This window comes from Alteromonas sp. M12 (assembly GCF_037478005.1).
GTDB lineage: Bacteria > Pseudomonadota > Gammaproteobacteria > Enterobacterales > Alteromonadaceae > Aliiglaciecola > Aliiglaciecola lipolytica_A.
Genome location: NZ_CP144164.1, coordinates 2483546 through 2496865, shown reverse-complemented (window position 1 = coordinate 2496865; position 13320 = coordinate 2483546). Strand labels below are relative to the sequence as shown.

12 protein-coding genes are annotated in these 13320 nt (G+C 39.0%); 2 read left to right on the top strand and 10 right to left on the bottom strand.

The features are described from left to right. Nucleotide 1 precedes the first annotated feature (1 nt). Entirely contained in the window at nucleotides 2–301 is a 300-nt protein-coding gene (locus VUI23_RS10640) for a chaperone modulator CbpM (RefSeq protein WP_216046606.1), read from the top strand. 482 nt (nucleotides 302–783) lie between these two features. On the opposite strand, the gene VUI23_RS10635 is transcribed toward VUI23_RS10640, so the two are convergent. The 6 genes from VUI23_RS10635 to VUI23_RS10610 all read right to left on the bottom strand — a co-directional run bounded on the left by VUI23_RS10635 (nucleotide 784) and on the right by VUI23_RS10610 (nucleotide 8180). Then, complete coding sequence (locus VUI23_RS10635) at nucleotides 784–1590, bottom strand: DUF1080 domain-containing protein (protein WP_342808204.1); 807 nt, start codon at nucleotides 1588–1590, stop codon at nucleotides 784–786. Beyond that, nucleotides 1578–2159, bottom strand: coding sequence for a gluconate 2-dehydrogenase subunit 3 family protein (locus VUI23_RS10630; protein ID WP_342808202.1), 582 nt, complete (start codon nucleotides 2157–2159; stop codon nucleotides 1578–1580). Before VUI23_RS10630 ends, VUI23_RS10635 begins: the two co-directional genes overlap by 13 nt. Beyond that, complete coding sequence (locus VUI23_RS10625) at nucleotides 2159–3844, bottom strand: GMC family oxidoreductase (RefSeq protein WP_303499931.1); 1686 nt, start codon at nucleotides 3842–3844, stop codon at nucleotides 2159–2161. The genes VUI23_RS10630 and VUI23_RS10625 overlap by 1 nt, the downstream gene beginning before the upstream one ends. 266 nt (nucleotides 3845–4110) lie before the next feature. Continuing rightward, nucleotides 4111–6840 (bottom strand): aconitate hydratase AcnA, encoded by a 2730-nt coding sequence (acnA, locus tag VUI23_RS10620; RefSeq protein ID WP_342808200.1) that lies wholly within the window; start codon nucleotides 6838–6840, stop codon nucleotides 4111–4113. 268 nt (nucleotides 6841–7108) lie between these two features. Continuing rightward, entirely contained in the window at nucleotides 7109–7780 is a 672-nt protein-coding gene (locus VUI23_RS10615) for a transporter substrate-binding domain-containing protein (protein ID WP_342808198.1), read from the bottom strand. Nucleotides 7781–7925: 145 nt separating this feature from the next. After that, nucleotides 7926–8180 (bottom strand): hypothetical protein, encoded by a 255-nt coding sequence (locus VUI23_RS10610; RefSeq protein WP_216046601.1) that lies wholly within the window; start codon nucleotides 8178–8180, stop codon nucleotides 7926–7928. A gap of 136 nt (nucleotides 8181–8316) precedes the next feature. On the opposite strand from VUI23_RS10610, the gene fabA reads away from it, so the two are divergent. Further along, nucleotides 8317–8835: a 3-hydroxyacyl-[acyl-carrier-protein] dehydratase FabA gene (fabA, locus tag VUI23_RS10605; protein WP_216046600.1), complete on the top strand. Its 519-nt coding sequence runs from the start codon at nucleotides 8317–8319 to the stop codon at nucleotides 8833–8835. Nucleotides 8836–8885: 50 nt separating this feature from the next. Here the strand turns inward: fabA and rmf are convergent, their stop codons facing one another. The 4 genes from rmf to VUI23_RS10585 form a co-directional block, all read right to left on the bottom strand. Continuing rightward, nucleotides 8886–9062 (bottom strand): ribosome modulation factor, encoded by a 177-nt coding sequence (gene rmf / locus VUI23_RS10600; RefSeq protein WP_216046599.1) that lies wholly within the window; start codon nucleotides 9060–9062, stop codon nucleotides 8886–8888. Between the two features lie 311 nt (nucleotides 9063–9373). Next, a complete protein-coding gene (locus tag VUI23_RS10595; RefSeq protein ID WP_342808196.1) occupies nucleotides 9374–11128 on the bottom strand; it encodes a DUF3466 family protein in 1755 nt (584 codons plus the stop codon). Between the two features lie 70 nt (nucleotides 11129–11198). After that, nucleotides 11199–13088 (bottom strand): ABC transporter ATP-binding protein, encoded by a 1890-nt coding sequence (locus tag VUI23_RS10590; RefSeq protein ID WP_342808194.1) that lies wholly within the window; start codon nucleotides 13086–13088, stop codon nucleotides 11199–11201. Further along, nucleotides 13085–13318, bottom strand: a complete 234-nt coding sequence (locus VUI23_RS10585; RefSeq protein WP_216046596.1) for a glutaredoxin family protein — start codon at nucleotides 13316–13318, stop codon at nucleotides 13085–13087. The genes VUI23_RS10590 and VUI23_RS10585 overlap by 4 nt, the downstream gene beginning before the upstream one ends. Between the last annotated feature and the right edge of the window lie 2 nt (nucleotides 13319–13320).

Genomic DNA, 13320 nt, shown 5'->3' with positions numbered 1-13320 from the left:
GATGTCAGAAATTACACTTCACCTTTCAATTCATGAGTTATGTGAATACGACGAAATTACCCAAGACTCGATTTACGCAGTTGTAGAATACGGGATAGCCATACCCATTGAAGGAAATACTATTTCTGAATGGATTTTTGATTTAGACAGCGCTCACTGGATAAAAAAAGCCGTTCGACTTAATCAGCAATTTCAGATTGATTGGGTTGCTACTGCAATGGTCATTGAGTTAATGCGTCAAAAAGAACAATTAGAGAGAGAAAACGACCAACTAAAAACTAGAATAGAGCGTTTGCTTTAGTGTAAATATTTACGGTTTTAATAAGATAAAGGTCAACTATATTTGTAGTTGACCTTGTCTATTTCAATTAAATTGTATCCTCAAAAACGGCCAGTAAATAGAACAAAAAAGCGTTTTTCTGAAGGCGAATTTGCATCAAAGTCATTTAAATAATGCCACTTTTTAAGCACGTCTACTTGACACAAACTGCCCATTTTTATTTATAACTACTCGTTAAAAACAGCACGATAAAACACACTAACAATACGATTTTGAACAATTTGAATTCTAAAACCTATAATCCTTAAGGTCGAAGCAACTTCGCTTTGAATTGTTAGAACTTTCCATGTAAAGAATATTCAATCTATACTGCTGTTGGCCTGCAAGAGTTACGCATAACCTTGCGTAACTTCACACTATCATCAAAATCAAAATAAGACTGTCTAATTTAGTTAAAAAACACACTGTATAGCCTGATATTTGATCAATTTATTAGGTTTTTTTTAAGGTGTATTTTTTAATTCTCTAAGCCAAATATTTCTGAAACTGACTTTATTTCCGTGGTCTTGTAATTGAATTGGTGCGCAGCCATGAGCCTCATAACTTGGTGCTCCAATCCATTCTGTTTTACCTTTTATTTCGGTGTGGTTTTGTACAACAACTCCGTTATGTAAAACCGTAATAAAAGCAGGAGAAGTTAATCTATCCCCATTAAATTTTGGGGCCTTATAAATGATGTCATACACCTGCCATTGACCTGCAGGTCGCATTGCATTAACCAATGGTATACTTTGTTTATAGACGCTAGCTGCTTGTCCATTTGCATAAGTTTGATTGTTGTATGAATCTAATATTTGAATTTCATATCTTTGCTGCAAAAAAACACCACTGTTGTGGCGTTGTTGTCCCTCAAGCCTCGCTACTTCTGTTGGCGTTTTCCACTCTAAATGCAATTGAATATCGCAAAATTCTTTTACAGTTTTAATGTCTCCTGCTCCAGGATTAACAGTCAAGCTGCCATTTTCAACTATCCATTTAGCATCTTCATTAGATAAAGATCGCCATCTAGACAAATCAGTCCCGTCAAATAATACAATTGCATCGGAAGGTGGACGATTCTCTGGTGCCGAAATAACCTTAGGGACAGGCTTCCAAACCTCGGTTTTTTCAGCTTGTTGCCAAGGTTCAATAGGCGCTTCACCAGCAATACTTTGGCCCCCAGAAAGAGCAAAGCCTATCGCAAGCATTAGGGGGATTTTTGAAAAACAGGAAATGAATAAATATTCTGTTTTTGGGGTTATCTGGCCCATGCTCTATCTCCTTTTTTATAATCCAAATCGCCGTTATAAGATCCTGGGATCGCTACATGGCGTAAGACTTTTGTTGCTGCCAATTCAGAGCTAAAAAAACTAAACAAAACTAATTGTTTGAGCATCGTAAAATAGTGAATAGGAACGGATTTATTCGCTATTTGTTGTTTGTTTTGATGAATATATTGTTTAGCTTCGGTGTCGAGTTTAGTGAGTAACTGCGTTTGCTGATTTGCACTAAGAAGAAGGAAGGCTTGATTAAATTCATCACTAGCTTGTTTTTCAATCTCTATAAGCCCTTTTTTAAATATCTGTTGTTCTTCGGCCGTATAACAATCTGTAATTATTATGGCTATGGTTAGACCTACATTGGCTTGCTTCGCGCCAGGAGTATCAGTTTGCGGAATAATGGTTTCTCCCAATTGGTTGAACAAGATAACGTCTTCTTGATTAAAGCTCGTATCAGTTAAAGATACCTTTGGCCGTAAGTCATAAGCCAGAGATTGACCACCAATAAATGCAGTGCCGGTGGCTGCAGCAATCATTTTTAGTAATTCTCGTCTTTGCATTACAAATTCCCTTTTTTAAGTTCTTCCACTGCAAAAGCGGCAGCTCTAGCGGTCAATGCCATATAGGTTAATGACGGATTGACGCAAGATGCAGAAGTCATACATGCTCCATCAGTTACAAACACGTTTAGTGCGTCCCAAACCTGATTATTTCCATTTAACACCGAGGTTTTGGGATCTCTGCCCATACGCGCAGTTCCCATTTCATGAATTCCCATTCCTGGGTAATAGCCTGCATCAAAGCCTTCAATATTCTTTAACTTTGCAGCATCAAAAAAATCGATTGCATCTTGTTGCATGTCTTTGCGCATTCGATACTCATTTTCCTTAATTTCAACGTCCATGGCTAAAACCGGTAACCCCCATTTGTCTGTTACTTTATGGTTTAAATAGATCCGATTTTTATGGTCAGGTAACATTTCTCCGAACGCAGTCATACCGATCCGCCAAGCTCCAGGTTCACTGATTTGTTCTTTTAAATTCGCTCCAATACCCATTTCCGCAACATCCCGCCCCCAGCCTTGACGGCTAGCACCGCCTTGATAACCAAAGCCTCTTAAGTAGTCTCTGCTATCACTCCCCCAATTTCGGTAGCGAGGAACATAAAAGCCACTGGGTCGGCGTCCGTAATAATATTTATCATCGAAACCTTCAACCTCAGCCGAGGCCCCTGCGCGAAAATGATGGTCCATAACATTGTGACCTAATTCACCACTACTGCTGCCAAGTCCTCCCTGCCAAATGTCAGTAGCAGAATTCATTAATAACCAGGCAGAGTTTAGTGCAGATGCATTAACAAACACGATTTTACTGTTGTATTCGATTGTTTGATTAGTCTGGGCATCTATGATCATTACGCCTGTGGCACGTTTTTTATCTTTGTCGTAGATTATTTCTTTTACAATGGAAAATGGGCGCAAAGTTAAATTGCCGGTTTTAACGGCGGCCGGCAATGTTGAAGACTGAGTACTAAAATAGGCACCAAATGGACACCCGTACCAACATTTATTGCGATATTGGCAGCCTGTCCTACCTTCACTGGGTTTCGCTTCTGTCATATTGGCCGTTCTACCGGGAATTAGATGACGAGTTCCTTTAAAAGCTTTTTTAATTCGCTTGGCGACTTCTTTTTCAACACAATTTAACGCCATGGCAGGTTGATATATCCCGTCAGGTAAAACATCTAAACCGTCACGATTTCCGCTAATTCCTGCAAATCTTTCCACATAGTCATACCAGTCAGAGAGATCTTCATAACGAATCGGCCAATCCACTGCTACGCCCTCTTTTTGATTGGCTTCGAAGTCTTCTGCATTTAATCGATAACTTTGACGTCCCCACAATAAAGAACGCCCTCCCACATGGTATCCACGAAACCAATCAAACCTTTTATCTTCGGTATAGGGGGCATCTTTCTCATTCGCCCACATACCAAAAGTTGACTCATTTAATGGATAATCACGACTAAGCACCGGGTAGTCTTGTTTCATGTCTTGGGTTGCTAAATCTCTATGGGGGAAGTCCCATACTTCTTTGTGAGCGTTTTTATAGTCTTTGATGTGTTCTACGTTTTTACCTCGTTCTAACATCAAAACCTTTAAACCTTTTTCACACAGTTCTTTGGCCGCCCAACCACCACTAATTCCGGAGCCCACGACTATTGCATCATATTCGTTTGTCTTCATAGTTCGTCCTTTTAAGCTGTAGCTTCTTAGAAGGTAAATTTTTACTGCTTCGACGTGACGAATACACGATTACAAAGCATTTACGTATTATTTACTTATTTGTAATGTTAAACGTTTAAGAAAAGTTTGACTAGGGGGGGCAATTCAGAAAATAAACAAGATAGTAAAATTAATAATATTCTTAGTGGTTTTAGTAGTTTTGTTGAAGCAAAAATCGTTTAAGCCAAGCTCCTAATTTAAGAAGCTTGGCCTATTCTTTTTGGGTTTTACAACAGTTTTCTGATCACGAACTGCAGGATTCCGCCATGTTTGAAATATTCAAACTCGTTGGGAGTATCGATGCGAATGTCAGCATCAAAACTAAAGGGTTGTTTATTGGCGCGGTGAACATTGACCACGACACTCTTCTGATCACTGGATATAGCATCAATGTCGTAGGTTTCAGTGCCATCTAGCTTGTAAGTTTCTGCACTTTGTCCTGATTTAAATTGTAATGGTAATATGCCCATTCCAATTAAATTTGATCTATGGATCCGCTCATAACTTTGGGCAATAACGGCTTTGATTCCTAGCATTAAAGGTCCTTTTGCAGCCCAATCTCTAGAGCTTCCAGTTCCATATTCCTTGCCTGCAATAACGATAGTTGGCGTTCCACGACTTTTATAAACTTCAGCGGCTTCAAATACGGTCATTTCCTCAGACTCTGGCTGCAAACGAGTCCATCCACCTTCGGTTCCAGGTGCAAGTTGATTTTTTAAACGCACATTTGCAAAGGTGCCTCGCATCATGACCTCATGATTACCACGTCGTGAACCATAGGAATTAAAATCCGTTTTATTGACGTTTTGTCGCTGTAGATATTTTGCTGCTGGAGTATCTAATCCAATAGTGCCAGCTGGTGAAATATGATCAGTAGTTACACTATCACCTAATTTTAGAAGACACTTAGCACCTTCAATGGGGTCAATATCGGTAGCCTTCGCTGTCATTTTTTCAAAAAATGGCGGGCGTTTTACATAGGTTGATTCTGGCCAATCATAAATATCGGAATCAACCGCTTCGAGGTCATTCCAAATCTCTCCACCGTCATAGATAGCGCCATACTTTTCAGTAAACATGCTTTTATCCACTACTTTTTCGACAATCTCGGCTATTTCCTCATTACTCGGCCATATATCTCTTAAGTAAATAGGTTTTCCATCTTTGCTGGTGCCTAGGGGTTCTGAGGTCAGATCTATATTCATGTTACCTGCAAGCGCATAAGCAACAACAAGAGGTGGAGATGCTAGATAGTTTGTTTTGACTTCTGGGTGAATGCGACCTTCAAAATTACGGTTGCCTGAAAGAACCGAAGAGACTGTGAGATCCCCTGAATTGATCGCTTTCGATATAGGATTCGGAAGAGGACCTGAATTGCCGATACAGGTTGTGCAACCATATCCCACAAGGTTAAAGCCTAGTTGATTCAGCTCTTCAGTTAACTCAGCCTTATCTAAATACTCTGTCACAACTTGTGAACCTGGGGCAAAGCTGGTTTTTACCCAAGGATGAACATGCAAGCCCAATTTATTGGCATTTTTAGCCAATAATCCTGCGGCGACTAACACAGATGGATTCGAGGTATTAGTGCAGCTTGTTATTGCTGCGATGACGATAGCACCATCTTCGATGTCAAAGCTTTCACCATTGTATTGGCATTCGACCTTTTTACTAATGGGCTCTTGCCCCTGCCCGCCTTCATTTTCATAGCGGCCTTCGATGGTATCCTTTGGCGCTATTTTCAGATCAGATTGATCCGACACCCATTTTTTAAAGCTACTGGCAGCATCATTAAGGGCAATTCTATCTTGGGGTCTTTTGGGCCCAGCAATAGATGGAACTATGCTGGATAAGTCTAATTGTAATTTATCATGGTATTGGGCTTCACTTAGGCTATCTGAGCCCCACATTTTTTGCGCTTTGTTATATTGCGTAATGTACTCTATCTGTTCTTCGCTGCGACCGGTTAACCTTAAATAGGTTACCGTTTGTTCATCGATTGGAAACAAACCGCATGTGGCTCCGTATTCGGGCGACATATTTGCAATAGTTGCTCTGTCTGCGACCGTCAAATGTTGAATACCTTCACCGATAAACTCAACAAACTTCCCTACCACCCCAAACTCACGCAACTGCTGAGTAACCGCCAGGACCATATCGGTAGCGGTGACCCCAGGTGCAAGCTTGCCGGTCAATTCCATTGCAACGACTTCAGGAATTAGCATTGTCACTGGCTGTCCTAACATGGCAGCCTCTGCCTCGATGCCGCCTACGCCCCAGCCCATGACGCCAAGTCCATTTATCATAGTGGTATGTGAATCGGTGCCAACTAAAGTGTCTGGAAACAGAACTTTATTACTAACATCGGGATCTTCACTATCTTGTGCAAAGGTGACACGAGCCAAATATTCTAGATTGACTTGGTGAACAATGCCTTTTCCTGGCGGCACAACTTTGAAATTGTTAAAAGCTTTTTGTCCCCATTTTAAAAATTGATAGCGCTCTTTGTTTCTTTTTACTTCAATTGCAGTGTTATGTTTAAACGCATCTTTACTGCCGTACTCATCCACCATAATTGAGTGATCGATCACCAAGTCGACCGGCTTTAACGGATTGATTTTTTTAGGATCCCCTCCTAAATCATTCATAGCATCTCGCATTGCAGCTAAATCTACAACAGCTGGAACACCGGTAAAGTCTTGTAAAATCACTCGGGAAGGGACAAAGGCAATCTCGGTGGATGAGGCGGCGTTATTATCCCATTTTATTAAGGCATCAATATCTTCTGTTTGTACAAAATCGTTATGACTATGCCGGAGTAGATTCTCCAGAAGCAACTTTGCAGTTAATGGAAGGCGTTGAAGTTGTTCAGCTGAAACAGCTTTATTAATGTCGTAAAAAAGGTAATTTTTACCGTCAACAGAAAGAGTAGATTGATACTTTGAAGATGAATCCATGGTGCTTCCTTTTGTGTGCATTTAAAAATGGTACTTTGAAAGACTGAGAATTAAATCTAATAGCTTTTAGAGCGGGTTCCCATCAAAATCGTTCCATTAAATAAAATATTCTTTGTTTATGTTCTTTGAGTAATTCAAAGCAATTTGTTAGCCAATTCGGCAATGGCCATTTGAAGGGGAAGATAGAAAGGAAGAGTGTTTAAAGTGTATAAAAATTTTTCACCCATTGTAAAAATTACATTTTCCACAAAGGGTATATAAGTTGAAGTTAATCAGCGTAATATTGTTCTCTGATTCTTTTAAAATCTCCGTTTTGTTTAGCTGTTCTAATTATTTGTTCAATCTCTGCTTGTCTTTCGGTAAATTTAGAAGATTTACTTAGCCCAAAAAAGTAATTGCGCTGAGCTTCTGGCTGATAGAGTGCAGGTACAATAGTTACTTCACTTTTTACGGTTTCCAATAACTTATTGGTACTGTGAGCAAAATGCACAAAACCGTCTACCCTCCCTTTTTCTAGTAAACCTATTTTTTGTTTTAATGTAGATACTTTTACTGTTTGCGGCCTTTCAGTTAAGCTCAGTTCAGGAAAATAATTCCCGCGAATAGTAACCGCAAAAGTGGATTGTTTAAATTCCTCAAAAGAAGATAATCGATATTTATCTTCTAACTTCACGAATAAGGTGTTTTGAATTGATTCGTAACTCGGTTGCAAAATAATGAAGCCCTGATCCGGCGCAGCATAATGGTGGACTCCAACCACTAAATCTAAATGACCATTCCTGAGTTCAACTAATCGACGACCAAAAGATAATGGTGTTATGACAAGATCGGCATTCAATTTATCCGCCATATAATGTAAATACTGTGCATGCAATCCGTTGGGAAATTCTGGCGAAACGGAAGAGTGTAATATATATTTCGCTGTGCTCTTTGTTGCCATCGTTAAACAGCTAAGCAGGATAAAACAAAACAATTGAAACTTTTTAATAACGAAATCCTTAGTACTCGAAACTACTTTGACTAATTTAAATTTTATTATCCGTTAACTATGCACAGATTTTTAAGTAATTTATGGCTATTTCTGATTAACGCTTATGATCTTTTAGCCATTCATTTAATAATTTAATTTGACCGCATTTATAAGCAGCATAAGTTATCCGCAATGCATTAGACAAAACCTCATTGTCGGTCCATTTGGTTTTATCGCGGATTTCATTGTAACAGCTCATCGCATCTTTGGTTACGTAACCACGAACTTGTTTATGACCCAACTCTTTTTGTCGTTGTCGATAGCGTTTTTGCTTTTCTGCGTTTGCGACTTTTTTCTGGTTTTTTTGCATTTAATATAATATCAATAAAATTTAACGTTAGAATAGCTACAAAATAACAGTTTGTTTGGAAAATTTCACTGTTCAGAGTTGTTTAGCTTACAAGTGTTCGCTAAATTAGACACTTTATAAACTAGAAGAAGCCTAAATGAGTAATTTTAAATCAAGTTTTAGCCGTGAAGATCTCTTAGCATGTAGTCAAGGGGAGCTTTTCGGGCCAGGTAATAGTCAATTACCCGCTCCGAATATGCTTATGATGGACCGTATTGTAACGATAAGCGAAACAGGCGGAAAATACGATAAAGGGTATATTTTAGCCGAGTTAGATATTTCTCCTGATCTTTGGTTTTTCGATTGTCACTTTCCTGGTGATCCAGTTATGCCTGGTTGCTTAGGACTCGATGCAATGTGGCAGTTAGTTGGATTTTTCTTAGGATGGTGTGGCGGACCAGGTAAAGGACGTGCCTTAGGTGTTGGTGAAGTCAAATTTACTGGGCAAATTCTTCCTACAGCCAAAAAAGTTACCTATAAAATTAATATGAAGCGGGTAATAAAACGTAAATTGTATATGGGAATGGCTGACGGTGTTGTTGAGGTGGATGGCAGAGAAATCTACGCTGCTGAAAACCTAAAAGTTGGTTTATTTCAAGACACTAGTAGTTTCTAGTATTTTAAGAACCCACTAAAATACAAAAGCCCCTTTCGGGGCTCATTTTCCTAACGGCTGTTTAAACCAATATTACGGTCTTCGATAGCCTCTCGCCATCCTCCTAACCACTCGGAACGAGATTCAGTTGTTTGAAATGGACAGATTTCTTTAGAACGCCCTGAAATACCTGCTTGATAGCCTTTTGAATGAGCACGGGAAAGTTTGTCGCGTTTTTGTCTTTTCATTGAGTGACCTCTTGTTGAAACAAATACATGTGATTATCTGAACCACAATACTGAGACTATCTTAAACACAAAAGGGTTCAATATGTTGATGCATAAAAATTCCCTATTTATCAATAAATATATGATTAATTTAGGTTTTTATCTTTACACCAATTTTGAATATAGTTTGGTTTTTTAATACCAAATTAATATTACAATTTTGTGACGTCAACAAATGCGCGGTCTAGGTTGAAGTTAATCAAAAATCATAAAAAAGCCCCGAAACAAATGTCGGGGCTCAAAGTTAATTTTTGTTTAGCTCTAAAAGATGATTAGGCTTTAAATTTTTGTCTTAACCGACCACCGAAGACGAACAAAGCAAGTCCCAATAGATAATATAAACTGCCACCTTTACGCTCAACAGTCTCTTTAATTAGATGACAATCATCTATACTACCGCCTGGAATAGGCACTAATTTAACTGCCACAGACATATTCTGGAAAATCGTATTACCACGAGCATCTAGTGCTAACTCGCCATTAATGGCGGTGCGCTCGCGATATATCACTGCTGTTGCGGTAATTTCATCGTTATCGTTAATATCAATGCCTTGCACGATGGTATAAGGGGTATCACAGCTTAATAAATCGTTTATATTGGTAAACTCTTCAGTATTGATATCGTAAAGAAAAGCTTCTTTTCGACGGCTACCGATCAAATCTGTGTCTACCTCACCTTCCCCAACAACTAAACCGTTGTTGTTGATGCCTCTGGCAATACTTGACGAGCTTTCAAAGAAGTCGTCCGGGAAACTAAGAACGTCACCACGATAATCATAAACAAAAAATTTATTACGAGTCGCTGAGGTGATAATTTTATTGGCATAACCAACGACAACGTCATTATCATTTATATCTAAAGCGGTACTTTCTAAATATTCTTCATCACTGATGAATCCATGCACATCGTCTCCATCAAAAACAGCAGCTTTGTTTATCACTACCGTCTGTGAATCCTGATAAAAGTCATTAGAAACGCCTACTGCGATGCCATTATTATTGATGGCATTAGCGCGGCTTTCATAGAACCTAGTATCACCAGGTGCAGGTTCTAATATTGTGCCCAGCTCTCTACTATTTAGAAGTTCTCCGCTTGAACTAAACTCCCAAATGATCGCCCTACGCAAAAATGTTTCGTCAACTGGATCGCGATTACCCAAGGAATTAGCGAGTTTTGACCGCACTCTGCCTTGATATTCATCACGGAGTTGCCTTAAACAGTATTCTTGAGGAATGTCGCCTCTTGCTTCTTTGTCGTCACATAAATCCACAACGTCATCAAAGCCGTCGATAACATCCACAGATCCATATCCAGCGACTTCAAAACTATCATTGATATCATTTGCAACACTTATCCCTCCCAACAGATCTTCAATGGGAGGAACTTCGATTGTGACACCGTTGATATCCATAAAACCACGAACGAGGAAATCTTGAACGTGGTATTTTAGGTTCAAGCCGTTTTCATTTCGGTAGTTGATTTTTTGGAATGGAGCTTCTCCAAAACCTACGATAGCAGAAAAGTTATTAATTCCGGTGGCCAAAGTATCAGCACTTTTTGTTAAACCTTGAAGATCTTGTTCGATGACATCGAAGCCAATTTTTTCTTCTACTTCAGTATTTTCCAATACATAACTTTGCACAGTTGCAATTTGTTGTAGAAAGGGATTGGTTGAATCATTACTTTGTGGGTAAAAGATGTTAGTCGTTGTAGCGTCGGAAGTGATGAAACTATATAAAATCAGTAAGTCATCATCATTAATATTGCCCACAGATGCGCCATCTGCATCTGTTAACGTATTAATTAATGCTTCGCTTTCAAAGTTAATTAAATCAACATCTATTGGCGGATTAAAAGGGTTAGCAATCGATGCTGCGACTTCCCCTCGATCATTAATTGCTCTAGCATAGCTGTTAATCCCTTTATCTCTTAAAGGTAATTCCACAACTGTATATTTTGCTGCTTGCGCTGAACAAATGGTTAGCGCACAAAGGGTTAGCCCAGAGGCCAGCCGATTCATTTTCATTACGTATCCTGTAAATTACTACTTAATTAGCTAATTTCGGTATTTTGATATAGCAAATACATTTGGGTATCTACATACCTTCTAGCTCATCCCATCGTGCATACGCTTTTTCCAGCGAACTTTCACAATCTGCTAGTTCATTGATTGCGGTATTAAATTCATCTTGGGACTGCTTAAAAAATTCCGGATCATTTATTTTACTTTGTAAAGCTTGGACTTCATTTTCCAGCTTTTCTATTTCTAGTGGTAAAGAATCTAGCTCTAATTGATGTTTATAAGACAACTTTTTTGTCTTTTTTATTACCGGTTGAGACTTAGGACTCGCTGATTTTACAGAAGTTTCGTCTTCTGTGGGTTTTTTTTCTGTTTGATACCAAGTTTCGATATCAGTATAACCACCAACAAACTCTTTAAGCTCACCATTGCCCTCAAAAAACAGGCTAGATGTTACGACATTATCAACAAATTCTCTATCATGACTTACTAAAATAACGGTACCTTGGTAACCGGAAATTAAATCTTCAAGTAACTCCAAAGTTTCCACATCTAAATCATTTGTTGGTTCATCTAGAATTAGTATATTTGAGGGCTTTAACAATAGCTTAGCCAACAATAATCTATTTTTTTCTCCGCCAGAAAGTGACCTAACCGGTGCGTTAACTCTATCTGGCGTAAACAAATAGTCCTGTAAATAACTCATAACATGCTTGTATTGGCCATTAACCAACAAATCACGCTTTCCGTCACCCACTACATCAATAACACTTTTATCTAAATCTAAGGCTAATCGGTGTTGGTCAAAATAGGCAACTTCTAGATTAGCTCCTTGTTTTACAGAACCCGACTGGGGTTGCAAACTACCTAATAACAAACGTATCAGGGTACTTTTACCACAGCCGTTGGGGCCGATTAAGGCAAGTTTATCGCCTCTAAATACATTTAATTCTAAATTATTAACAATAACTTTATTGTCAATTTCATAGTGCAAGTCGACGGCTTCAAACACAATCTTGCCGGAAGAGTTACTGGCACTAACGGTAGCTTTCGCTCTGCCTTGCAATTTATTCCTTTGCGAATGCTCTTGGCGCAGTGCTTTAAGTGCTCTTACCCGACCTTCATTACGAGTACGACGTGCTTTTATACCTTGTCTAATCCATTGCTCTTCTTGGGATAATTTTTTATCAAACTCAGCGTTAGCATTTTCTTCGTTTTTAAGATCTTCGGCTTTTTTATCTAAATAGGTTTGATAGTTACCAGGATAACTGGTGAGGTTACCGCGGTCTAAATCGATAATTCTGGATGCCACAGCGCGGATAAATGCTCGGTCGTGACTGACAAAAACTACCGCGCCTTTGTATTCCTTAACAATTCCTTCAAGCCACTTAATCATGTGAATGTCTAAATGGTTAGTTGGCTCATCTAGCAATAATATGTCTGGGTTCCCCACCAAGGCTCTAGCTAGCGCGGCTTTTCGACGCCAACCACCAGATAAATAAGATAATTGCTGATTACCATCCAAATCCAATAAAGTCAGTACCTGACTAATTTGTTGCTCAAATTGCCAAGCATCTTGATGCTCTAACTTATGTTGAAGCTGCTCTAAAACTTGTAGATTTTTATCAGATGGATCGGTAGTCACTAAATTTATTTGGTGGAAATAGGCCTTTAATAACTCACCTGTTTCAGCCATACCTTCAGCGACATAATCAAATAGTGTTGACTCAACACTTTCCGGCGGATCTTGCGGAAGACGAGATATTTTAACGTTAGGTGAAATAATTCGTTGGCCATCATCTAATGGCTGGTCACCTTCTAAGACTTTTAGTAACGTGGACTTACCACAACCATTACGGCCTACTAAACAAATACGTTCGCCAGGGTGAACCACTAATTCGCCTTTGTTTAAAATGGCAGGATGTCCAAACGACAGTTGAGCATTTTTTAATTGTAATAAGCTCAAGCTAAAAACTCCTTCAGTTGCATTAAATCAAATGGCCAGCCTAATTCTTTCTGGTTGTCTTGGCGTTGGATAACCGGAATTCGTGCGCCATATAAATGGTATAACTGATGGTCTGATTTCACGTCAACAGTGGTAACTTCCAAGTCATAACTTGTTGCTACTTCTGCTAACAAAGCATGAGCTAAGTCACACAAATGGCACTGTTTTCCAGAATAGAATTTTAACTGCATGT